Here is a 22,231-nt window from a genome sequence, read left to right as displayed (position 1 = left end):
GCATTCGGGCCGGGGGAGCGCCGTGGTGGGGGAGACTGTCGCGTGCTTCCGGGTTCGGCGTCGCTAGGGTGCTGTGCGCGCGAGTGCGCGCCAGTCGAGGAGGCGGCGAGTTGGAACCAGCGGGAACGGACCCGGAGCGGGCTGCGGACGGCGGCGGGCTGCGCCGCGACCTGAGCGGCCGGCAGGTCGGCATGATCGCCATCGGTGGCGCGATCGGCACCGGGCTGTTCCTCGGCTCCGGACTCGCCATCAACATCGCGGGCCCGGCCGTGATCATCGCCTACGCGGTGGCCGCCTTCGCCGCGCTCGCCCTGGCCTACGCGCTCGCCGAGATGGTCGTCGTGCACCCCGAGGCCGGCGGGTTCGGGCCCATCGCGCAGCGCTACCTCGGCGGCCTCGCCGGATTCGTGCAGCGGTGGATCTACTGGGCCGCGCAGGTCGTCAACATCGGCAGCGAGGTCGTCGCCGCCGGGCTCTACGTGCAGTTCTGGTACCCGCAGCTGCCGCTGTGGCTGCCCGTCGTGGTGTTCTCGCTGGTCATGCTGGCGATCAACGCCTCGGCCGTGCGGTTCTTCGGCGAGTTCGAGTACTGGTTCGCGCTGATCAAGGTCGTCACGATCGTCGTGTTCGTGCTGCTCGGCATCACCTACATCGTGTTCGGCCTGCCCGGCCGCCCGGCCACCGGCGTCGGTGCGCTCACCGAGCACGACGGGTTCCTGCCGAACGGGATCGGTGCGGTGTGGCTGGCGCTGACCGTGGTCACCTTCTCCTACCTGGGCACCGAGGCCGTCGCCGTCACCGCGTCCGAGTCGCGGAACCCGGGCCGCGACGTGCCGCGGGCGGCGCGGAACATGGTGCTGCGGCTCGGGTTGTTCTACGTGCTGGGCATGCTGGTGGTCGTCTCGATCCTGCCGTGGAACCAGGTGTCCACCGAGGAGGACGTGACGCAGAGCCCGTTCGTGGCGCTGTTCGCGACCGCCGGGATCCCCGCCGCCGCGGGCGTCATGAACTTCGTGGTGCTCACCGCGGCGCTGTCCGCGATGAACACCAACCTGTACGTGACGGCGCGGATGACCTACTCGCTCGCCCAGGACGGCTACGCGCCGAAGTGGTTCGCCGGGCTGAGCCGCCACGGCGCGCCGCAGCGGGCGCTGCTGCTGTCCGCGGGCGGGCTGGTGCTGGCAGCGGGCATCTCGGTGTTCGCCGAGTCCACCGCGTTCCCGCTGCTGCTGGGGCTGGCGCTGTTCGGCGCGCTGATCACCTGGCTGCTCATCTTCGCCAGCCACCTGGCGTTCCGGCGGCACCGGGTCGCCGCGGGGCTGCCGGATTCGCCGGTGCGGCTGGCGGGCGCACCGGTGACGACGGTGCTGGCGATGCTGTTCGTGGCGGCGGTGCTGCTGACGACGCCGTTCACCGAGCAGTTCGACACCGCGTGGAAGGCGGGGGTGCCGTTCCTCGCCCTGCTCTGCGTCGCCTACTACGTCCTGCGCCGCCGGGCCGCCGGGCGCTCCTGAGCCGCTGGCCGGGGCACCGCCCGCCCGTTCACCTGGGCGCGCGGGCGGTTCACCTCGTCGGGTCGACGCGGGCGCGGGCGGTGGGCGGGTGAGATTTACACTCCCGCATGTGTCGAACCAGCCGATGATCGCGCCCTCCATCCTGTCCGCGGACTTCGCCCGCCTCGCCACCGAGCTCGACGCCGTCAAGGGCGCCGACTGGGTGCACGTCGACGTGATGGACGCGCACTTCGTGCCGAACCTGACCCTCGGGCTCCCGGTCGTCGAGTCGCTGCTCAAGGCCACCGACATCCCGCTGGACTGCCACCTGATGATCGAGGACCCGGACCGCTGGGCGATCGGCTACGCCGAAGCGGGCGCGCACAACGTCACCGTGCACGCCGAAGCCGCCCAGGACCCGGTGAAGATCGCCGCGGATCTGCGCGCGGCCGGCGCCAAGGCCGGGCTGTCGATCAAGCCGGGCACGCCGTTCGACCAGTACGTCGAAGTGCTCAAGCACTACGACACGCTGCTGGTGATGTCCGTCGAGCCCGGTTTCGGCGGCCAGAAGTTCATCACCGAGGTGCTGGAGAAGGCCCGCGCCGCCCGCAACCTCGTCGACACCGGGCACCTGAACCTCATCGTGGAGATCGACGGCGGCATCAACGCCGACACCATCGAGCAGGCCGCGGAAGCCGGGGTCGACTGCTTCGTCGCGGGTTCCGCCGTCTACGGCGCCGACGACCCGGCCCGCGCGGTGGAGGCGCTGCGCGCCCAGGCCGCCCCGAACTTCGCGCACGCCCGGAAGTGACCGCCGCGACCGCGGACCCGGTGCGCGCCGCGATGTTCGCGGCGCTCGCCGCGAGCGAACGCGTCCGCGGCAGCACCAGCCCGAACCCGCCGGTGGGCTGCGTGGTGCTCGACGCCGACGGCGCCGTCGCCGGGACCGGCGCGACCCAGCCGCCCGGCGGGCCGCACGCCGAGGTGATGGCGCTGCGCGCCGCCGGGGACCGCGCCCGCGGCGGCACCGCCGTGGTGACCCTGGAACCGTGCGCGCACACCGGCCGCACCGCGCCGTGCACCACGGCGCTGCTCGCGGCCGGAGTGGCGCGGGTGGTGCACGCCGTGGCCGATCCGAACCCGCAGGCCGCGGGCGGCGCCGAAGTGCTGCGCGCCGCCGGGGTCCGCGTCGAATCCGGCCTGCTCGGCGAGCAGATCGCGCGCGGCCCGCTGCGGGCCTGGCTGCACTTCGCCCGCACCGGCCGCCCGCACGTCACCTGGAAGTACGCGGCGAGCCTGGACGGCCGGTCGGCCGCCGCCGACGGCACCAGCAAGTGGATCAGCTCGGCGACCTCGCGCGCCGAGGTGCACGAGCTGCGCGGCAAGGTCGACGCGATCCTCGCCGGCACCGGCACCGTCCTCGCCGACGACCCGCAGCTGACCGCCCGCGAAGCCGACGGCGGCCTGCGCCCGCACCAGCCGCTGCGCGTCGTCGTCGGCGACCGCGAGGTGCCCGCCGGGGCGCGCGTCTTCGACGACTCGGCCGCCACGATCCGGCTGCCCGGCGGGGACCCGGCGGCGGTGCTGGCCGAGCTGGGCCGGCGCGGCGTGGTGGACGTGCTGCTGGAGGGCGGGCCGACGCTGGCCGGGGCGTTCGTCGCCGCCGGGTGCGTCGACCGCGTGCTGGCCTACCTGGCCCCCGCGCTGCTCGGCGCCGGTCCCGCCGCGCTCGGCGACGCCGGGGTGGCGAGCGTCTCCCAAGCATGGTGGTGGGACATCGAAGAGACCACGATGAGCGGACCGGACGTGCGCGTCAGCGCCGTGCCCACCGGCCGCTGAGGAGGAAGAGCATGTTCACCGGCATCGTCGAGGAGCTCGGCACGGTCACGTCCGTCGAGGAGGACGGCGACGGGGTGCGGCTGACCGTCGAAGGACCGCTGGTGACCTCCGACGCGAAGCACGGCGACTCGATCGCCGTGAACGGCGTGTGCCTGACCGTGGTGGATTCCGGCGCCGGCCGGTTCACCGTGGACGTGGTGGCCGAGACGGTGCGCCGCTCCGCGATCCGGCACATCACCGCGGGCGACCGGGTGAACCTGGAGCGCGCGATGGCGCTCGGTGACCGGCTCGGCGGGCACATCGTGCAGGGCCACGTGGACGGCACGGCCGTGCTGCTGGAGTCCGACGGCGACCTGACCCGCTTCGAGCTGCCGGCCGGTCTGTCGCACTACCTGGTGGAGAAGGGCTCGATCACGGTGGACGGGGTATCGCTCACCGTGGTCGGAGCGGGACGCACCGAGTTCAGCGTGGCGCTGATTCCCACCACACGGGAACTCACCACTCTGGGGGTGCGCCGACCGGGTGAAGAGGTCAACATCGAGGTGGACGTGCTGGCCAAGCACCTGGAACGGCTCGCCGCCGCGCAGCTCGACCGGCCCCGCACCGGAGCGGACGGGTCCTGACCGCCCGATCGGCGGCCGGAGCCCGGCAGGCGAGAGGACAATGACGGTGCCGGGAACGCACAGCCGCCCGGCAGCCCGAACCGAGGGCGGGCGCACCGGTGGTGCGCCGCAGCCCCAGAGCGAAAGAGCACGGGACACGGTGAGCAACAGGTTCGACGACATCGAGCGCGCCCTGGCCGACATCGCGGCGGGCCGCCCGGTGATCGTGGTCGATGACGAGGATCGCGAGAACGAAGGCGATCTGATCTTCGCCGCCGAGAAGGCGACGCCGGAACTCGTGGCGTTCATGGTGCGCTACACGTCCGGCTACCTGTGCGTCGGCATGACCGGCGAGGACTGCGACCGGCTGGACCTCCCGCCGATGTACCACTCCAACCAGGACCGCAAGGGCACCGCCTACACGGTCGCCGTCGACGCGGCCGAAGGCGTCAGCACCGGCATCTCCGCCAGCGACCGGGCCCGCACCCTGCAGGTCCTCGCGGACGCCGGTTCGCGGGCCGCCGACCTGCACCGGCCGGGGCACGTGGTGCCGCTGCGCGCCCGCGACGGCGGCGTGCTGCGCAGGCCCGGGCACACCGAGGCGAGCGTCGACCTGTCCCGGCTCGCCGGGCTGCGGCCGGTGGGCGCGCTGTGCGAGATCGTCAGCCAGAAGTCCGAGGGCGACATGGCCCGCCGCGACGAGCTGGAGGTCTTCGCCGACGAGCACGACCTGCGGCTGATCACCATCGCCGACCTCATCGCCTACCGCAGGCGGTTCGAGAAGCAGGTCGAGCGGGTCGCCGAGGCGCGCATCCCCACCGCGCACGGCACCTTCCGCACCTTCGGCTACGACAGCACCCTCGACGGCATCGAGCACCTGGCGCTGGTCTACGGCGAGATCGGCGACGGCGAGGACGTGCTGGTGCGGGTGCACTCGGAGTGCCTGACCGGGGACGTGCTCGGCTCGCTGCGCTGCGACTGCGGCCCGCAGCTGTCCGCGGCGATGGAGAAGGTCGCCGCCGAGGGCCGCGGCATCGTGCTCTACATGCGCGGCCACGAGGGCCGCGGCATCGGCCTGATCCACAAGTTGCAGGCCTACCAGCTGCAGGACGACGGCGCCGACACCGTCGACGCGAACGTGGCGCTGGGGATGCCGGTGGACAGCCGCGACTACGGCCAGGGCGCGCAGATCCTCTGCGACCTGGGCGTGAAGTCGATGCGACTGCTGACGAACAATCCGGAGAAGCGGATCGGGCTGGAGGGCTACGGCCTGCGGGTGCTGGGCCGGGAGGCCCTGCCGATCCGCCCGAACCCGGAGAACCTGCGCTACCTGCGCACCAAGCGGGACCGGATGGGGCACGAGTTGAACCACCTCGACGACGGCGAGGACTCCTCGATCACCGGCGACGGCGACGAGACCGGCTTCGGCAGGCCGGGGGTCATCGCATGAGCGGCGAAGGCAGGCCCCGCGTCGAGGTCCCGCGGGCCGACGGGCTGAAGCTGGCGATCGCGAGCATCCGCTGGCACGAGAAGATCACCGGCCGGATGCTGGAGCGCGCGCTCGCCGCCGCCCACGAGGCGGGCATCGCGGAACCGACCGTGGTGCGGGTGCCGGGTTCGATCGAACTCCCGGTGGTGTGCCAGGAACTGGCGCGCGGGCACGACGCGGTGGTGGCGCTCGGCGTCGTCATCCGCGGCGGCACCCCGCACTTCGAGTACGTCTGCGACTCGGTGACCGCCGGGCTGACCCGGGTGGCGCTGGACGAGTCGACGGCGGTCGGCAACGGACTGCTCACCTGCGACACCGACCAGCAGGCCCGGGACCGGGCCGGGTTCCCGGAATCGGTCGAGGACAAGGGCTTCGAGGCGACCGCGGCCGCTCTGGAGACCGCGCTGGTGCTGCGCGACCTGCGCGCCCGCTGACCCGCGTCCGGAGGGCTGTCGCGGGGTGCGCCGCGCTACCGGGCAAACTGGACGCATGCAGTCAGCTGAGGCTCGGGACGAGGTGGCCGGTCCGGAACCGGCGGGAGGTGGGGACGCGGTGGAGTCCTCGGACGCGGTCCGGCCCGTGGTGGTGCGGCCGATCAAGATCCGCCGGGTGGTGATCCCGGTGGCCGTGGTGCTGGTGGTCGTGTTCGCCGTGGTGGCGGTGCTGCTGCGCAACACCCCGACCGGCGTGTACTTCCGGGTGTCGGACCAGATCGCGATGGCCGGGCTGGGCGTGCTGCTGGCCTGCGGGGCGCTGCTGCTGGCGCGGCCGCGGCTGCGCGCCGACCTGTCCGGGCTGGAGGTGCGCAACGTGATCGGCACCCAGCGCTACTCGTGGGACGAGGTGCAGGCCGTCAGCTTCCCGGACGGCGCCGCGTGGGCGCGGTTGGAACTGCCGCAGGACGAGTACGCCTCGGTGATGGCGATCCAGTCCACCGACGGCGCGCACGCCGTGCAGGCCATGCGGGACCTGCGCGAACTCCGCCGCGAGGTGGAGGCCCGCCGCGGCGGGGAGTGACCTGGTGCGAAAACGGGGGGGGCGGGGGGGGGGGGGGCCCGGGCCCCCGGGGGGGGGCCCCGCGGGGGGGGGGCCCCCCCGGGGGGGGCCCCCCCCGGGGGGGGGGGCTGCGGCGGGGGGGGGGGTCCTCCTGTCTCAAGGGCGGGGCCCCCCGGCCCCCCCCCCCCGGGCCCCCCCGTTCGTCGAGCCCCTGTGTCAGGAACGCGACCGGTTGAAGACCAACCGGTAGGCGATCAGCAGGATGAGCGAGCCGATCACGGCCCACACGAAGCTCATGACGCTGAAGCCGGTGACGCCCTGGCCGCCGAACTGGCTGCTGATCCAGCCGCCGAGCAGCCCGCCGACGACGCCGATCAAGATCGTCACGATGATGCCGCCCGGGTCCCTGCCGGGCAGGATGAACTTCGCGATCGCACCCGCGATCAGGCCGAAGATGATCCAGCTGAGGATGCCCACGGTGTCCTCCTTCCGATTCGCGCGCCGGTCTGCGGCGCGCTGCGCACACGCTCATCGACCGGGTTCCCCGCAGTGGCGTCGATCAATCGCGATCTCCACCACCGAGGCACCCGATCAAGCGTTCCGGAGGCTACGCCGTTACCCGCAGTGGCTGATCACGCCCGTCCGGGCGCCGCGGCCGTCGCGGGCTCGGGGCGCACCGCGCCCGCCGCGACCGCCACCAGCAGCGCCAGCGCGGCGGGCACCGCCAGCCCCACCGACAGCCCGAAGCCCTGCGCGAGCAGCCCGATGAACACCGGCCCGGCCAGCAGCCCGCCGTAGGACAGGGTGCTGACCTGCGCCAGGTCCCGCCCGCTGCGCGCCGGGTCCCGGTGCCCGGCGGCGCTGAAGATCTGCGGCACGATGCAGGACAGCCCGACGCCGAACAGCGCGAACCCGCCCAGCGCCGCCACCGGGTGGTGCAGCAGCAGCGCCACCCCGAGCCCGCTGCCCGCGACGACCCCGCACACCCGGACCAGCGGCACCGGTCCGAACCGCCGCACCAGCCCGTCGCCGAGGAACCGGAACAGCCCCATCGTGGCGGAGAACACGGCGTAGCCCAGCGCCGCGAACCCGGTTCCGGTGCCGAGCTCGTCGTGCAGGTACACCGAGGACCAGTCGGCCATCGACCCTTCGCCGACGGAGCAGAAGAACCCGAGCGCGCCGAGGAACACGATCGCCATCGGGAACCCGCGGACCCGCGGCCCGTCCGCGGCGGGCGGCGCGGGCTCCGGCGGCAGCAGCGCGGGCCGGGCCAGCAGGGACAGCGCCAGCAGCGCCGCCCCGGTCAGCGCGAAGTGCGCGGCGGGGCTCATCCCGAGGTGCGCGGCCAGCGCCCCGGAACCGGCGCCGAGCAGCCCGCCGAGGCTGAACGTGGCGTGGAAGGTGCTCATGATCGGCCGCCGGTAGCGCTGCTCCACCCGCACCGCGTGCGAGTTCATCGCCACGTCGATCGTCCCGTGCGCCGCCCCGAACACCACCAGCCCCGCGACCAGCGTCCCCAGCCCGTCCGCCAGGCCGGGTGCCAGCCCGGACAGCGCGACCAGCGCCCCTGCGGGCGGCACCACCCGCGCGCTGCCGAACCGGTCGGTGAGGTGACCGCAGACCTGCATGGCCAGCACCGATCCGGCGGCGACCGCGAACAGCGCCAGCGTCACCCCGCCGTCGTCGAGGCCCAGGTCCTGCTTGATCGTCGGGATCCGCGCCGTCCAGGTGGCCAGCGCGAATCCGCTCACCACGAAGTAGGCGGTCACCGCCCACCGCGCGCGCCGCGCGGCCGCGCCGGGCTCGGCCGGTGTCGTCTCGGGCACCGCTGTCCTCTCGCTCGGAGTCGGGTCCGGCCCGGGGGATTCCCGGTCCGCCGCCCATTCCACCCGGGCGGTGCCGAGACCGGCTCGTCCGGTCTGCGCGAGTTCAACCGATCATCGCGGCACCGTGCCTGTGAAGGGGGCGAACGGGTGAGGGACAATGGCGCAGGCGTCGAGAGCCGGGGATCCCGGCACGCGCGCCGGGACCCGGCTCCGGCGCGGCCGCCGAGCGGGGGGCACCGGTGCGGCCGGGCGGCGATGGAGGAGGAGACCGTGAGCGTGGCCCAGGAGCGAAATCTTCGGCTGGTGCGGGACGAGCCCCGCGCGCCCGCCGTCCGGATCGGTGACATCCACCTGCGCAACCGGCTGGTCACCGCGTCGAGCCTGCTGGGCTACGGCGTCGCGAACTCCAAGCTGGTGCCCTACGGCATGAGCCCGATCTCGATGTTCGTCCCGCTGGAGCGCTTCGGCGCCGTCACCACCCGCACCGTCACCGTGGAGCCGCGCGAGGGCCACTTCACCACCCAGGACGTGTGGCCGCTGCACGAGGTCCCGGCGCTGCTCAAGCGCTACGGGCAGGCGCTGCGCCAGGTCGACGGCGGCTGGATGAACGCGTTCGGCTGGTGCAACGTCGGCATCGACGCCTACCTGCGCGACTACTACCCGCGCACCCGCTCGCAGAACACGATCATCTCGGTCGGCGGGTTCTCCCCCGAGGAGTTCGTCACCCTGGTGGAGAAGGTCAACGCGGCGGTGCCCGCCGGCGACATCGCGGCGGTCGAGTTCAACGTCTCCTGCCACAACGTCAACTTCGACTTCAACGCGATCATCGAGCAGGTGCTGGCGCAGGCGGTGCCGCGCAGCGACCACCCGGTGATCCTCAAGCTGTCCTCGGACTACGACTACATCGCGCACGCGAAGCTGGCCGCCCGGCACGGGGTGTCCGCGCTGACCGCGATCAACACGGTGAAGGGCCTGCGGCTGGACCCGAACACCGGGCAGCCGCTGCTGAAGAACGGGTTCGGCGGGCTGTCCGGGCGGGCCATCAAGCCGATCGGGCTGCGCGTGGTGAAGGAGCTGCGCGACGCCGGGGTGAAGCTGCCGATCATCGGTACCGGTGGCATCCGCAGCTTCGACGACTGCCGCGAGTACTTCTGGGCCGGGGCGGACGCGGTGAGCATGGGCAGCGCCAGCTGGTTCGCCAGCTACCCGGGCTACGCGCTGTCGCCGGTGCACGGCGCCCGCATCCGCGGCGTGCTCCGCCGCATCGAGCACTACCGGCCGCCGAACCGCTGAGGTCGACCGCCCCTCCCCGCGGTGCCCGGGCTCACCGGAAATGGTGATCTTGGGAAATGCCGATCGGATGAATGATCTCGACACGAACGGGTCCCGGAACGTTGACTCTCCGGGGGCGGGATCACCGGTCCAGCACGCGAACTGGGAGGGGCGCATGTCCGGTTACGGGACGTTCGGGAGCAGCCTGCGGGACCTGCCGAGGCTGCGGCAGTCCAGGCGGGGCCGCGTCTCCAGCTGGGATCGGACCGGCGGCAACACCGACAACATCCGGCTCGCGCCGGGGGAGAGCCGCGAGCTGGCGCGGCTCACCGGACCCGGTGCGGTGACCCACATCTGGTGCACGGTCGCCGTCGAGGACGGGCCGCACCGGCCCGAGGTGGAGGGCGACTACCTGCGCAGGCTCGTCCTCAAGATCACCTGGGACGACGCCTCGCACCCGAGCGTGCTGGTACCGCTCGGCGACTTCTTCGGCATCGGCCACGGGCGCACCGAGAACTTCGTGTCCGCGCCGCTGCAGATGAGCCCGCAGGACGGCAAGGGCTTCAACTGCTGGTTCGCCATGCCCTTCGCCGAAGGCGCCCGGTTCGAGCTGATCAGCGAGCTCAGCCTCAAAACGGTGATCTTCTACTACTACGTCGACTACGAGCAGTACCAGCAGGCCGACCCCGATCTCGGCTACTTCCACGCGCAGTGGCGCCGCGAGGACCCCACCGACGGCGTCGAGCAGGGCGACCAGAGCAACGACGAGTTCCTGTTCGGCGGCACCAACCTCGACGGGGCGGGCAACTACGTGATCCTGCGGGCCGAGGGCCGCGGGCACTACGTCGGATCGGTGCTCAACGTGCACAACCTGCGTTCCACCACCGACTGGAACTGGTACGGCGAAGGCGACGACATGATCTTCATCGACGGTGAGCCGTGGCCGCCGCGGCTGCACGGCACCGGCACCGAGGACTACTTCAACACCGCCTGGTGTCCCAGCCAGCCGTACCACGCGCCCTACCACGGACTCACGCTGCCGGGCGGGCGGAACTGGAGCGGGCAGGTGTCCTACTACCGGTTCCACGTGGAGGACCCGATCACCTTCGACTCGTCGATCGAGGTGAGCATCGAGCACGGGCACGCCAACAAGCGCTCCGACGACATCTCCTCGGTCGCCTACTGGTACCAGACCCTGCCGTCGAAGCCCTTCGGCCTGCTGCCGGTGCACGACAGGTTGCCGCACCCGCTGTGAGCTCCCCGCCGGTCCCGCCGCGGGCGGGGCCGGTCAGGGCGAGTCGGCCGGGCGGTTCGCGGTCAGCGCCCACAGCACCGCCACGTCGCCCGCGATGATCAGCAGCGACCACAGCGGCTGGTACGGGACGAACAGGAACCCCGCCACCGCGCTGAGCACCGCCAGGGCCGGGGGCGCCGGACGGGACCGGCGGCCGGCGGTCAGCAGCCCGGTCCCCGCGACCGCCACCAGCACGCCCAGCACCAGGTGCAGCCAGCCCCACGTCGCCACGTCGTAGCCGAACACGTAGCTGCCCAGCACCACCAGGAACAGGTCCGCCGCGACCGTCGCCACGGCCACGGCCACGTGGAACGCGCCCACCAGCACCAGCATGATCCCGGCGAACCGCACCGGCCCCCGCGCCCGGGCACCGCCGGTGCGGCGCCCGGCGTGCACGACGGTGCGCCCGACCTGCACCATCGTTGATCAACTCCTCGTCCTCGCGCGCTCCGCCGGGCCGACCCGGCGGGCCTCCCAGGACATCGCGTGACGGCGGCACCACCCAGGGGCGAAGGTCCCCGAGCGGGCCCCGATGCCGTGACGGGGAGTGTCGGCCGCGCACGTAGGGTGGAGCCGTGGCCGACCCGTCGACGTACCGCCCAGCGCCCGGAACCGTTCCGGACGCCCCCGGCGTGTACCGCTTCCACGACGCCGAGGGGCGGATCATCTACGTCGGGAAGGCGAAGAGCCTGCGCAGCAGGCTGGCGAACTACTTCGCGGACCTCTCCGGGCTGCACCCGCGCACCCGGCGGATGGTCACCACCGCCACCGGCGTGCGCTGGACCGTCGTCGGCACCGAGGTGGAGGCGCTGCAGCTGGAGTACTCCTGGATCAAGGAGTACGACCCTCGGTTCAACGTGCGCTACCGGGACGACAAGTCCTACCCGGTGCTGGCGGTGACCCTGCACGAGGAGTACCCGCGGCTGCACGTCTACCGCGGCCCGCGCCGCAAGGGCGTGCGCTACTTCGGCCCGTACGCGCACGCGTGGGCGATCCGGGAGACGCTGGACACGCTGCTGCGCGTGTTCCCGGCCCGCACCTGCTCCAGCGGGGTGTTCAAGCGGCACGGGCAGATCGGGCGGCCCTGCCTGCTCGGCTACATCGGCAAGTGCTCGGCGCCGTGCGTGGGCCGGGTCGACGCCGACGAGCACCGGGCCATCGTGGACGACTTCTGCGACTTCCTCAGCGGCCGCACCGACACCCTGATGCGCAAGCTGGACCGCGAGATGAAGGAGGCGTCCGCCGAGCTGGAGTTCGAGCGGGCCGCCCGGCTGCGCGATGACCTGGAAGCGCTGCGCCGCGCCATGGAGAAGCAGGCGGTGGTGCTCGGCGACGGCACCGACGCCGACGTGATCGCCTTCGCCAAGGACGAGCTCGCCGCCGCGGTGCAGGTCTTCCACATCCGCGGCGGCCGGGTGCGCGGCCAGCGCGGCTGGGTCATCGACCTGGAGGCCGAGACCGAGCTCGCCGAGCTCACCGGCCGGTTCCTCACCCAGTTCTACGGGGAGCAGGCGGCGTTGGCCGACCAGGCCGACGCGGGCGGCACCCCGGTCCCGCGCGAGGTGCTGGTGCCGGAGGTCCCCGAGGACGCCGAAGCACTGGGGCAGTGGCTCGGCGAGCTGCGCGGCAGCCGCGTGGACCTGCGGGTGCCGCAGCGCGGCGACAAGCGGACCTTGATGGAGACCGTGGAGCGCAACGCCAAGGAGGCGTTCACCCAGTACAAGCTGCGCCGCGCCGGTGACCTCACCGCCCGCTCGGCGGCGCTGCAGGAGCTGCAGGAGGCGCTGGAGCTGGACACCGCGCCGCTGCGCATCGAATGCGTGGACGTCAGCCACGTGCAGGGCAGCGACGTGGTGGCCTCGCTGGTGGTGTTCGAGGACGGGGTGCCGCGCAAGTCGGAGTACCGCCGGTTCTCGGTGCGCGAAGGCGCCGAGGGCGGCGACGTGGGCTCCATCGACGAGGTGGTGCGCCGCCGGTTCGCCCGCTACCTCAAGGAGACCGGTGCCGCGGAGACCGGCACCGGGCAGCTCGGTGCGGGGGAGGCCGACGCGGGAGCGTCCGGCACAGCAGAACCCGACGTGGCGGGTTCCGGCACACCGGGTTCCGCCGCCGGGCAGTCCGGCGCACCGGACCAGGACGCCGGGCGGCCCACCAGCGAGTCCGAAGTGGACGTCCGCGCCGCCTCCGGCGAGGTCGCCGACCTCGACGGTCCGGCCCCCGGCATCGACCCGGAGACCGGCCGCCCCCGCAAGTTCGCCTACCCGCCGAACCTGCTCGTCATCGACGGCGGCGCGCCGCAGGCCAACGCCGCGGCAGACGCGCTCACCGAACTCGGCGTCACCGACGTCGCCGTGATCGGCCTCGCCAAGCGCCTCGAAGAGGTGTGGCTGCCCAACGAGCCCGACCCGGTCATCCTGCCCCGCACCAGCGAGGCGCTGTACCTGTTGCAACGGGTGCGCGACGAAGCGCACCGGTTCGCGATCACCTACCACCGGCAGAAGCGCTCCAAGCGGCTCAGCCGGTCCGTGCTCGATTCCGTCCCCGGGCTTGGGGAAGCCCGGAAGACCGCCCTGCTGAAGCACTTCGGTTCGGTGCGCAAGCTCAAGCAGGCGAGGATCGAGGACATCATGGCGGTACCCGGCTTCGGCAGGCGTACCGCCGAGACCGTGTGCGCGGCCCTGGCCGCCGAGGCGGCCGGGGCAGGCGGGGGAGACACCAGCACTGAAGGGGAGAATCAGTGAGCGAGGAGAAGTCGGGCATCGAGGTCGCCGTCGTCAGCGGCCTTTCCGGCGCCGGGCGCAGCACCGCCGCCAAATGCCTGGAGGACCTGGGCTGGTTCGTCGTGGACAACCTGCCCCCCGAACTGATCGCGACGATGGTGGAGCTGGGGGCGCGTTCCAGCGGCGCGATCACCCGCGTCGCGGTCGTGATGGACGTGCGCAGCCGCGCGTTCACCGAGGACCTCGGCTCGGTCATCAAGGACCTGGACGCCCGCGGCTACAAGCCGAAGGTGCTGTTCCTGGAGGCCACCGACGAGGTGCTGATCCGCCGCTTCGAGCAGGTGCGCCGCGGCCACCCGCTGCAGGGCGAGGGGCGGCTCGCCGACGGCATCGCCAACGAGCGCGCGCTGCTGTCCCGGCTGCGCTCCGAGGCCGACCTGGTCGTGGACACCACCGGGCTGTCCGTGCACCAGCTGCGCACCAAGATCGAGGACGCGTTCGGCACCGAGGCCGAGACCCGCACCCGGGTCACCGTGCTGTCCTTCGGCTACAAGTACGGGCTGCCGATGGACGCGGACCTGGTGATGGACTGCCGGTTCCTGCCGAACCCGTTCTGGATCCCGGAGCTGCGCGAGTTCAACGGCCTCGACGAGGAGGTCCGCAACTACGTGCTCGGGCAGGAAGGTGCCGAGGAGTTCCTGGAGAGCTACCAGGGCCTGCTGCGGCTGGTCGGCGCCGGCTACCACCGGGAGGGCAAGCGGTACCTGACGCTGGCGCTGGGCTGCACCGGCGGCAAGCACCGCAGCGTCGCCCTCGTCGAGGAGATGGCCCGCAGGCTCGCCGACGACGAAGGGATGATGGTCAAGACCGTCCACCGGGACCTGGGGCGCGAGTGAGCTCGGCCGCACCACCGCACGACCCCGCCGAGCGCCCGCTGCGCGCGGTCGCGCTCGGCGGCGGGCACGGCCTGCAGGTCACCCTCGCCGCGCTGACCCGGCTCACCCCGGACGTCACCGCCGTGGTCACCGTCGCCGACGACGGCGGTTCCTCCGGGCGGTTGCGCCGCGAACTCGGGATGCTGCCGCCCGGCGACCTGCGCAAGGCGTTGGCCGCGCTGGCTTCGCCGGACGAGAACGGGCAGCGCTGGGCGCAGGTGTTCCAGCACCGCTTCGGCGGCAACGGGGCGCTGGCCGGGCACGCCGTCGGGAACCTGCTGCTGGCCGGGCTGCTCGACGTGGTCGGCGACCCGGTCGCGGTGCTCGACGAGGCCTGCCGGCTGGTCGGCGCTCGCGGCCGGGTGCTGCCGATGTCCGGCGAGCCGCTCGACATGGAGGCCGAGGTGGTGGGCCTGGACGCGGACCCGGACGCGGTGCGCACCATCCGCGGCCAGGTCGCGATCGCCAGCACACCGGGCCGGGTGAAGAAGGTCCGGCTCACCGCGGCGAACGGCGAGCAGCGCACCCCGCAGGCCTGCCCGCACGCGGTGCGCGCGGTGCTGGACGCGGACGTGGTGCTGCTCGGCCCCGGATCCTGGTTCACCAGCGTGCTGCCGCACCTGCTGGTCCCGGAGCTGCACGAGGCGCTGGTGTCCACGAGCGCGCGGCGCGTGGTGGTGCTCAACCTCGTCCCACAACCGGGCGAAACGGCGGGTTTCTCCCCGGAGCAACATCTCGACGTACTCTCGCAGCACGCACCGCGGTTGTCCGTGGACGCCGTCCTCGCGGACGCCGGATCGGTGCCGACACCTGATCGGCTTCGTGCTGCGGCGACCGGGCTGGGTGCGCAAACTCTGCTCGACACTGTCGCCTCGCCCGCCGCGCCGGGCAGGCACGACCCGGAGGCGCTCGCGGCGAGCCTGGCGGCCGCGTTGGAGAGGAGGAGTGACCGGTGGCGATGACCGCGGCGGTCAAAGACGAACTGAGCCGGTTGCCGGTGACCAAGACCTGCTGCCGCAGATCCGAGGTCTCCTCACTGCTGCGGTTCGCGGGCGGGCTGCACATCGTCGGCGGCCGGGTCGTGGTGGAAGCCGAGCTGGACAGCGGTTCCTCGGCGCGCAGGCTGCGCAAGGAGGTGCACGAGCTGTTCGGGCACACCTCCGACGTGCACATGATCACGTCCGGTGGCCTGCGCAAGGGCACCCGCTACGTGGTGCGCGTCGTCAAGGACGGCGAGAGCCTCGCCCGCCAGACCGGGCTGCTGGACCCCCGCGGACGTCCGGTGCGCGGGCTGCCCGCGCACGTAGTCTCCGGCGGCTCCTGCGATTCCGAATCGGCCTGGCGCGGAGCTTTCCTCGCGCACGGCTCGCTCACCGAACCCGGCCGGTCCTCCGCGCTGGAGGTCACCTGCCCGGGACCGGAGGCGGCGCTCGCCCTGGTCGGCGCGGCCCGGCGGCTCGGCGTGCAGGCCAAGTCCCGCGAGGTCCGCGGCGCCGACCGCGTCGTGGTCCGCGACGGCGACGCCATCGGCGCGCTGCTGACCAAGCTCGGCGCGCACTCCAGCGTGCTGTCCTGGGAGGAGCGCCGGATGCGCCGGGAGGTGCGGGCCACCGCGAACCGGCTGGCGAACTTCGACGACGCGAACCTGCGCCGCTCGGCCCGCGCCGCGGTCGCCGCGGCCGCCCGCGTGCAGCGCGCGCTGGACCTGCTCGGCCCCACCGCGCCGGACCACCTGCTGGTGGCCGGGCGGCTGCGGCTCGCGCACCGGCAGGCGTCGCTGGAGGAGCTCGGCCAGCTCGCCGACCCGCCGATGACCAAGGACGCGGTGGCCGGCCGGATCCGCCGCCTGCTGGCGATGGCCGACAAGCGGGCCCGGGAGCTCAACCTCCCCGACACCGAATCCGCGGTCACCTCGGAACTGCTCGAAGCCGAGGTGTGACGGCCGGGGGGATCACCGGTTGTAGACGGCGATGTAGTCGACGAGCATCGGGTGCCCCGGCTCCGTCGCGTCGGTCGGCGTGGTGATCCCGGAGTTCTTGTCCGGGAACTGGCCGCCGACCGCGACGTTGAGCAGCACGAAGTACCCGTCGTGCTCGGTCATGCTCCGCCACGCCGCGGCGTCCACATCGGACTCGCGCACCGAGTGGTACTGCTGCCCGTCCACGTACCAGCGCAGCTCCTCGACCTCGCCGCTGCGGTCCCACTCGAACCGGTAGGTGTGGAACGCCTCCTGGCAGGTGCTGTCCGGGCACTCCCGGCTCGCGGCCAGGCCGTCGGTCTCGTCGCAGGAACCGCCGGGGGAGACGTCGCAGTGCAGCACGCCGTACACGCGGTTCTCGGCGTTGACGTTCTCCATGATGTCGAACTCGCCGATGGTGGGCCAGCTCCACAGGTCCTCGCGGTACGGCGAGCCCAGCGCCCAGAACGCGGGCCAGTAGCCCAGCGCCCCGTCCGCGGCCACGTCCGGCATCCGGATGCGGCCCTCGATGCGCAGCACGCCGCCCTCGGCGGCCTTGAAGTCGCCGCGCCGCGTCTCGATCCGCGACGAGGTCCAGGCCCCGGACTCGTCCCGGCGCGGGGTGATCGCCAGGTTGCCGTCGCCGTCCTGCTGCAGGTTCTCCGGATCGGCGGTGTAGGTCTGCACCTCGCCGGTGCCCCAGCCGTCCGGTCCGCCCGGGTAGCCGCGGCCGGTGTCGACCTGCCAGTCGTCGCCGGGGGCGGCACCCGCCGCGCCGGTGAAGTCGTCGCCGAAGGTCAGCGTCCAGCCCTCGTCCGGCGGCGGGACGTCGGCCCCGGCCGGGGCGGTGACCAGACCGGTCAGGCCGATCCCCGCGGCGAGCGCGGCCGCGGCCAGCCGGCCGCGCCCGCGCGGAGCCGTCCCCGTCGTCGTCCGGTTCCGTGATCTTCCGGGCAGCGCCATCGCGCAGTCCTCCCTCGGGTCGGGCCCGGCCGGGCGCCGGGCCTCGCTGGCCACCGCGCTCCGCCCGGCCCCGCCGCGGAGGCGGTACCGGTGCAGAGACGTCGATCACGACCGACCAGCACATTCTTGAGAGCGCTCTCACGGCGGTCAACCGGCGGATGCAGCACGTAGGGGCACCCGAAAGGCAGACATCGCGGCACGAGCGGGTGATCATCGGTCGCGCCGGGGCGAGCTGCGCCATGATTGTTCCGGAAGGCGCGCGCCCGGTCGTCTGCGCAGTTGGCGCGGACAGATAGGGTGCTGAGGAGTCCATCAACCGCTCACCCGTCGCGTCGAGGCGGCAGGGTCAGTCACGAGGAGATAGGCGTGACCGTTCGCGTAGGGATCAACGGCTTCGGCCGCATCGGGCGGAACTTCTGGCGGGCCGCGACCGCCAGCGACCACGACATCGAGATCGTGGCCGCCAACGACCTGGGCGATGTCGCGACGATGGCCCACCTGCTCAAGTACGACAGCGTCCTCGGGCGCCTCGAGCAGGACGTCAAGGTCACCGACGAGGGCATCGAGGTGGGCGGCAAGCAGATCAAGATCCTGGCCGAGCGCGACCCGGGCAAGCTGCCCTGGGGCGACCTGGGCGTGGACGTGGTCGTCGAGTCCACCGGCTTCTTCACCAACGCCGCGGACGCCCGCAAGCACGTCGACGAGGGCGGCGCCAAGAAGGTCGTCATCTCCGCGCCCGCCAAGGGCGAGGACCTGACCGTGGTGCTGGGCGTCAACGACGACAAGTACGACGGCTCGCAGACGATCATCTCGAACGCGTCCTGCACCACGAACTGCCTGGCCCCCATGGTCAAGGTGCTCGACGACACGTTCGGCATCCAGCGCGGTCTGATGACCACGGTGCACGCCTACACCGCGGACCAGAACCTGCAGGACGGCCCGCACAAGGACCTGCGCCGCGCCCGGGGTGCCGCGATCAACGTGGTGCCGACCAGCACCGGTGCGGCCAAGGCCATCGGCCTGGTGCTGCCGGAGCTCAACGGCAAGCTCGACGGCTACGCGATGCGCGTGCCGGTGCCGACCGGTTCGGTCACCGACCTCACCGCGACCGTGGGCAAGGAGACCTCCGTCGAAGAGGTCAACGCCGCGTTCCGCGCCGCCGCCGGCGAGGGCAAGCTCAAGGGCGTGCTGCGCTACAGCGAGGACCCGATCGTCTCCAGCGACATCGTGACCGACCCGGCCTCCACGGTCTTCGACGCGCCGCTGACCAAGGTCATCGGCGACCAGGTCAAGATCGTCGGGTGGTACGACAACGAGTGGGGCTACTCCAACCGCCTCGCCGACCTTTCCGCCTTGATCGGTTCTAAGCTGTCCTGACGGGCTCGTTCTGCTCTGAGCTCGGGTAGCGGAACCTCAGGTGTCCTCTCGCTGCGGGATCTTTTTCCCAAGTGGCTCCGCCACGAGGGAAAAAGCTGTCCTCGCGAGAGGCCACCTGAGAACCCGCCGGTGGTCCGGCTGCGTGCGTGGTCGCTGCTCAGCGGCTTCGCCGCTGACCGGACGATGGTCGGCCGGGGAGCGGACGCTCGGGCGGCGGGCTCACGAGTTCGGGCTGTCGGAAGCTTGTTGAAGGTCCCGCATGAGCCGTGCTCGTGCGGGCCTTCTCTTTCATGTGAGGAGCAGACGTGAAGAACCTCGACGATCTGCTGTCCGAAGGAGTTCGGGGGCGTCGCGTTCTGGTGCGCGCCGACCTCAACGTTCCGCTGGACGGCGACGAGATCACCGACGACGGCCGGGTGCGGGCCTCGCTGCCGACGATCGAGAAGCTGACCGGGGCCGGTGCGCGCGTCGTCGTCACCGCCCACCTCGGCCGCCCGAAGGGCGAGCCGGACCCGCAGTTCTCGCTGGTACCGGTGGCGCGCAGGCTCGGTGAGCTGCTGGGCGCCGAGGTGGCGGTGGCCGGTGACGTGACCGGGGACTCCGCCCGCTCCGTGGTGGAGGGGCTGGCCGACGGTTCGGTGGCGCTGCTGGAGAACGTGCGGTTCGACCCGCGCGAGACCAGCAAGGACGACGCCGAGCGCGGCGCGTTCGCCCGCGAGCTGGCCGAGCTGGTCGGCGACGGCGCGGCGTTCGTCTCCGACGGCTTCGGCGTGGTGCACCGCAAGCAGGCCTCCGTCTACGACGTGGCGAAGCTGCTGCCGGGCTACGCGGGCGGACTGGTGCTGTCCGAAGTGGACGTGCTGCGCACCCTCGTCGGCGACCCGCGACGGCCCTACGTGGTGGTGCTCGGCGGGTCCAAGGTCTCCGACAAGTTCGGCGTGATCGAGGCACTGCTGCCGAAGGTCGACAAGCTGCTCATCGGCGGCGGCATGGCCTACACCTTCCTGGCCGCGCAAGGCCACCAGGTCGGGTCGTCGCTCCTGCAGAACGACCAGCTCGACGCCACCCGCGAACTGCTCGCGGAGCACGGCGACAAGCTGGTGCTGCCCGTCGACGTGGTCGTCGCCGACGCGTTCGCCGCCGACGCGAACACGCGGGTCGTCGAGGCCGACGCCATCCCCGAGGGGTGGATGGGCCTGGACATCGGGCCGCGCAGCGTCGAGCTGTTCGCCGACGCCCTGCGCACCGCGGGCACCGTGTTCTGGAACGGCCCCGCCGGCGTCTTCGAGTTCGAGGCGTTCGCCGCGGGCACCCGGGGCGTCGCGCAGGCCATCGTCGACTCCGACGCGTTCAGCGTCGTCGGTGGCGGCGACTCCGCGGCCGCGGTCCGCACCCTCGGCCTGCCCGAGGACGGGTTCTCGCACATCTCCACCGGTGGCGGCGCTTCGCTGGAATTCCTCGAAGGCAAGGACCTGCCGGGTGTCGCGGTCCTCGAAGGCGAAGCCTGACCGCCCGAACCGTCGAGCGTGGTGACTAGCGGCTCCGCCGCAGGAAAGGACTCCGCATGGCCAGGACTCCGCTGATCGCGGGCAACTGGAAGATGAACCTGAACCACCTGGAAGCGATCGCCCTGGTGCAGAAGGTCGCCTTCGCGCTGCCCGAGAAGTACTTCGCGAAGGTCGAGGTGGCGGTCATCCCGCCGTTCACCGACATCCGGAGCGTGCAGACCCTGATCGACGGCGACAAGCTGCTGCTCAAGCACGGCGCGCAGGACGTCTCCGAGCACGACTCCGGCGCCTACACCGGTGACGTGTCCGGCCCGATGCTCGCCAAGCTCGGGTGCAGCTACGTGGTCGTCGGGCACTCCGAGCGCCGCGAGTACCACGCGGAGACCGACGAGGTCGTCGGCCGCAAGGTGCGGGCCACGCTGAAGAACGGCATGTCGCCGATCCTCTGCGTCGGCGAGCAGCTCGACGTCCGTGAATCCGGCGGGCACGTCGAGCACTGCACCACCCAGCTGATCAACGCGCTGAAGGGCCTCAAGGCGGAGCAGGTCCGCTCCGTCGTGGTCGCCTACGAACCGGTGTGGGCCATCGGCACCGGCAAGGTCGCCACCGCCGACGACGCGCAGGAGGTGTGCGCGGCGCTGCGCGCGGCGCTGGCCGAGAAGTACGGCAAGGAGATCGCCGACGAGGTGCGGGTGCTCTACGGCGGCTCGGTCAAGTCCAGCAACATCGGTGAGCTGATCGCGCAGACCGACGTGGACGGCGCGCTCGTCGGCGGTGCGAGCCTCAACGGCGACGAGTTCACCAAGCTCAGTGCGATGGCGGCGGGCGGCCCGCTGCCCTGATGCTCCGGCCGGTCCGCACGGGCCGGCCCGGCGAGCGCCCCCGCCGCCGGGCGGCGCGGGGGGGGGGGGGGGGGCCCCCCCCCCCCCCGGGCCCCCCCGGGGGGGGGGGGGGGGGGGGGGCCCGGCGCCCCCCCCGCCCGGGGGGCGGGGGGGGGCCCCCCCGCGGCCGGGGGGCCCCGGGGGGCCCCCCGGGCCCCCCCCGGCGACCGCCCCGGCCGCGTGACCTCGTCGGCGGGGGCGGTGCACCCACCGACCGCGGTGGAACACCGGCGCTAAGGCGGACGGCGGTCCACCGGACGAACGCCAACCGGTACTCTCGGTGGCGAACCGCTGTGTGAACGAGGACGTGATGAATCTAATCCTGCAGATCGGCCTGATCCTGACGAGCGTGCTGCTGGTGCTGCTGGTCCTGCTGCACCGGGCCAAGGGCGGCGGGCTCTCCTCGCTCTTCGGCGGTGGCATGCAGTCGAGCCTGTCGGGTTCCAGCGTGGCGGAGAAGAACCTCGACCGGATCACGATCGTGGTCATCGCGGTCTGGGTGATCTGCATCATCGGTACCGGGCTGCTGATCAAGATCGGTTGACGGTCCGGCGAGCTGGCAGCGGTTGACCAACAGCGGCCGGCCGGTGCGGCCGGTCCTCCGTGCGGCTTGGTGGGTGAGAGTGCATGACTGGCGGTAACGCGATCCGAGGCACGCGCGTCGGCGCGGGCCCGATGGGCGAGTCGGAGCGGGGCGAGTCGGCACCGCGCAGGCGGGTCGACTACTGGTGCGCCAACGGCCACCACACGCGGCCGTTCTTCTCGATGGACGCCGAGGTGCCGGACCAGTGGGACTGCCCCCGCTGCGGGCTGCCCGCGGGCCAGGACGAGCAGAACCCGCCGGAGGCGCGGCGCAACGAGCCGTACAAGAGCCACTTGGCGTACGTCAAGGAGCGGCGCAGCGACTCCGACGGCATGGCCATCCTCGAAGAGGCGTTGACGAAGCTGAAGAAGCGCCAGGGGCGCTGACGGCGGGTCCACCGCGGGGGGGGGGGGGGGCCGGCGGCCCCCCCCCCCCCCCGCGGGGGGGGGGGGGCGCGCGGGGGGGGGGCCGGGGGGGGTGGGGGGGGGCGGGCGGG

The 22,231-nt window shown here is 72.8% G+C and carries 22 protein-coding genes; 18 read left to right on the top strand and 4 right to left on the bottom strand.

Annotation, left to right across the window (positions count from 1 at the left end; all coding sequences use genetic code 11):
- Nucleotides 1-110 precede the first annotated feature (110 nt).
- The 7 genes from LCD31_RS10905 to LCD31_RS10875 all read left to right on the top strand — a co-directional run bounded on the left by LCD31_RS10905 (nt 111) and on the right by LCD31_RS10875 (nt 6,440).
- On the top strand, nt 111-1,514 hold the full coding sequence (locus LCD31_RS10905) for an amino acid permease (protein ID WP_224957723.1): 1,404 nt from the start codon (nt 111-113) through the stop codon (nt 1,512-1,514).
- A 124-nt stretch (nt 1,515-1,638) separates the two neighbouring features.
- A complete protein-coding gene (rpe, locus tag LCD31_RS10900) occupies nt 1,639-2,304 on the top strand; it encodes a ribulose-phosphate 3-epimerase (protein ID WP_224957729.1) in 666 nt (221 codons plus the stop codon).
- Between the two features lie 32 nt (nt 2,305-2,336).
- A complete protein-coding gene (gene ribD / locus LCD31_RS10895) occupies nt 2,337-3,332 on the top strand; it encodes a bifunctional diaminohydroxyphosphoribosylaminopyrimidine deaminase/5-amino-6-(5-phosphoribosylamino)uracil reductase RibD (protein WP_224957728.1) in 996 nt (331 codons plus the stop codon).
- A gap of 11 nt (nt 3,333-3,343) precedes the next feature.
- Nucleotides 3,344-3,955, top strand: coding sequence for a riboflavin synthase (locus tag LCD31_RS10890; protein WP_224957722.1), 612 nt, complete (start codon nt 3,344-3,346; stop codon nt 3,953-3,955).
- 139 nt (nt 3,956-4,094) lie between these two features.
- Nucleotides 4,095-5,384, top strand: a complete 1,290-nt coding sequence (locus LCD31_RS10885; RefSeq protein WP_224957721.1) for a bifunctional 3,4-dihydroxy-2-butanone-4-phosphate synthase/GTP cyclohydrolase II — start codon at nt 4,095-4,097, stop codon at nt 5,382-5,384.
- Entirely contained in the window at nt 5,381-5,857 is a 477-nt protein-coding gene (ribH, locus tag LCD31_RS10880; RefSeq protein WP_224957720.1) for a 6,7-dimethyl-8-ribityllumazine synthase, read from the top strand. The genes LCD31_RS10885 and ribH overlap by 4 nt, the downstream gene beginning before the upstream one ends.
- A 55-nt stretch (nt 5,858-5,912) precedes the next feature.
- Complete coding sequence (locus tag LCD31_RS10875; RefSeq protein WP_224957718.1) at nt 5,913-6,440, top strand: PH domain-containing protein; 528 nt, start codon at nt 5,913-5,915, stop codon at nt 6,438-6,440.
- Between the two features lie 195 nt (nt 6,441-6,635).
- Here LCD31_RS10875 and LCD31_RS10870 read toward each other — a convergent pair whose 3' ends face one another.
- Nucleotides 6,636-6,896, bottom strand: coding sequence for a GlsB/YeaQ/YmgE family stress response membrane protein (locus LCD31_RS10870; protein WP_224957717.1), 261 nt, complete (start codon nt 6,894-6,896; stop codon nt 6,636-6,638).
- 155 nt (nt 6,897-7,051) lie between these two features.
- Nucleotides 7,052-8,245 (bottom strand): MFS transporter, encoded by a 1,194-nt coding sequence (locus LCD31_RS10865; protein WP_224957716.1) that lies wholly within the window; start codon nt 8,243-8,245, stop codon nt 7,052-7,054.
- A 270-nt stretch (nt 8,246-8,515) separates the two neighbouring features.
- On the opposite strand from LCD31_RS10865, the gene LCD31_RS10860 reads away from it, so the two are divergent.
- On the top strand, nt 8,516-9,538 hold the full coding sequence (locus tag LCD31_RS10860) for a dihydroorotate dehydrogenase (RefSeq protein ID WP_224957715.1): 1,023 nt from the start codon (nt 8,516-8,518) through the stop codon (nt 9,536-9,538).
- Between the two features lie 154 nt (nt 9,539-9,692).
- Nucleotides 9,693-10,772 carry a glycoside hydrolase family 172 protein gene (locus tag LCD31_RS10855; protein WP_224957714.1) on the top strand — a complete coding sequence of 360 codons (1,080 nt, stop codon included), beginning with the start codon at nt 9,693-9,695 and terminating at the stop codon, nt 10,770-10,772.
- A 33-nt stretch (nt 10,773-10,805) separates the two neighbouring features.
- Here the strand turns inward: LCD31_RS10855 and LCD31_RS10850 are convergent, their stop codons facing one another.
- Nucleotides 10,806-11,231 carry a hypothetical protein gene (locus tag LCD31_RS10850; protein WP_224957713.1) on the bottom strand — a complete coding sequence of 142 codons (426 nt, stop codon included), beginning with the start codon at nt 11,229-11,231 and terminating at the stop codon, nt 10,806-10,808.
- 155 nt (nt 11,232-11,386) lie between these two features.
- On the opposite strand from LCD31_RS10850, the gene uvrC reads away from it, so the two are divergent.
- From uvrC to whiA, 4 genes are read left to right on the top strand one after another with little or no spacing between them, the layout of a single operon-like run.
- A complete protein-coding gene (gene uvrC / locus LCD31_RS10845; protein ID WP_224957712.1) occupies nt 11,387-13,552 on the top strand; it encodes an excinuclease ABC subunit UvrC in 2,166 nt (721 codons plus the stop codon).
- Nucleotides 13,549-14,427 carry an RNase adapter RapZ gene (gene rapZ / locus LCD31_RS10840; protein ID WP_184478207.1) on the top strand — a complete coding sequence of 293 codons (879 nt, stop codon included), beginning with the start codon at nt 13,549-13,551 and terminating at the stop codon, nt 14,425-14,427. Before uvrC ends, rapZ begins: the two co-directional genes overlap by 4 nt.
- A gap of 38 nt (nt 14,428-14,465) precedes the next feature.
- Nucleotides 14,466-15,428 (top strand): uridine diphosphate-N-acetylglucosamine-binding protein YvcK, encoded by a 963-nt coding sequence (yvcK, locus tag LCD31_RS10835; RefSeq protein WP_224957727.1) that lies wholly within the window; start codon nt 14,466-14,468, stop codon nt 15,426-15,428.
- The gene (whiA, locus tag LCD31_RS10830) at nt 15,419-16,405 is read left to right on the top strand and encodes a DNA-binding protein WhiA (protein ID WP_224957711.1); all 987 of its coding nucleotides are present in this window, start codon (nt 15,419-15,421) and stop codon (nt 16,403-16,405) included. The genes yvcK and whiA overlap by 10 nt, the downstream gene beginning before the upstream one ends.
- Nucleotides 16,406-16,417: 12 nt before the next feature.
- Here whiA and LCD31_RS10825 read toward each other — a convergent pair whose 3' ends face one another.
- On the bottom strand, nt 16,418-17,440 hold the full coding sequence (locus LCD31_RS10825; protein ID WP_224957710.1) for a glycoside hydrolase family 16 protein: 1,023 nt from the start codon (nt 17,438-17,440) through the stop codon (nt 16,418-16,420).
- 312 nt (nt 17,441-17,752) lie between these two features.
- Between LCD31_RS10825 and gap the strand changes: the two genes are divergently transcribed.
- The 5 genes from gap to LCD31_RS10800 all read left to right on the top strand — a co-directional run bounded on the left by gap (nt 17,753) and on the right by LCD31_RS10800 (nt 22,121).
- The gene (gap, locus tag LCD31_RS10820) at nt 17,753-18,763 is read left to right on the top strand and encodes a type I glyceraldehyde-3-phosphate dehydrogenase (protein ID WP_224957708.1); all 1,011 of its coding nucleotides are present in this window, start codon (nt 17,753-17,755) and stop codon (nt 18,761-18,763) included.
- A gap of 305 nt (nt 18,764-19,068) precedes the next feature.
- Nucleotides 19,069-20,271: a phosphoglycerate kinase gene (gene pgk, locus LCD31_RS10815; RefSeq protein ID WP_224957707.1), complete on the top strand. Its 1,203-nt coding sequence runs from the start codon at nt 19,069-19,071 to the stop codon at nt 20,269-20,271.
- 56 nt (nt 20,272-20,327) lie between these two features.
- Complete coding sequence (gene tpiA, locus LCD31_RS10810; RefSeq protein WP_224957706.1) at nt 20,328-21,113, top strand: triose-phosphate isomerase; 786 nt, start codon at nt 20,328-20,330, stop codon at nt 21,111-21,113.
- Between the two features lie 349 nt (nt 21,114-21,462).
- Nucleotides 21,463-21,696, top strand: coding sequence for a preprotein translocase subunit SecG (secG, locus tag LCD31_RS10805; RefSeq protein WP_224957705.1), 234 nt, complete (start codon nt 21,463-21,465; stop codon nt 21,694-21,696).
- Between the two features lie 83 nt (nt 21,697-21,779).
- Nucleotides 21,780-22,121 (top strand): RNA polymerase-binding protein RbpA, encoded by a 342-nt coding sequence (locus tag LCD31_RS10800; RefSeq protein ID WP_224957704.1) that lies wholly within the window; start codon nt 21,780-21,782, stop codon nt 22,119-22,121.
- The last annotated feature ends 110 nt before the right edge of the window (nt 22,122-22,231 follow it).

The sequence above is a fragment of the Saccharopolyspora sp. 6M genome (assembly GCF_020176775.1).
Classification (GTDB): Bacteria; Actinomycetota; Actinomycetes; order Mycobacteriales; family Pseudonocardiaceae; genus Saccharopolyspora_C; species Saccharopolyspora_C gregorii.
Note: the sequence above shows the minus strand (reverse complement) of the source record. Positions and strands in the feature narration are given on the sequence as shown.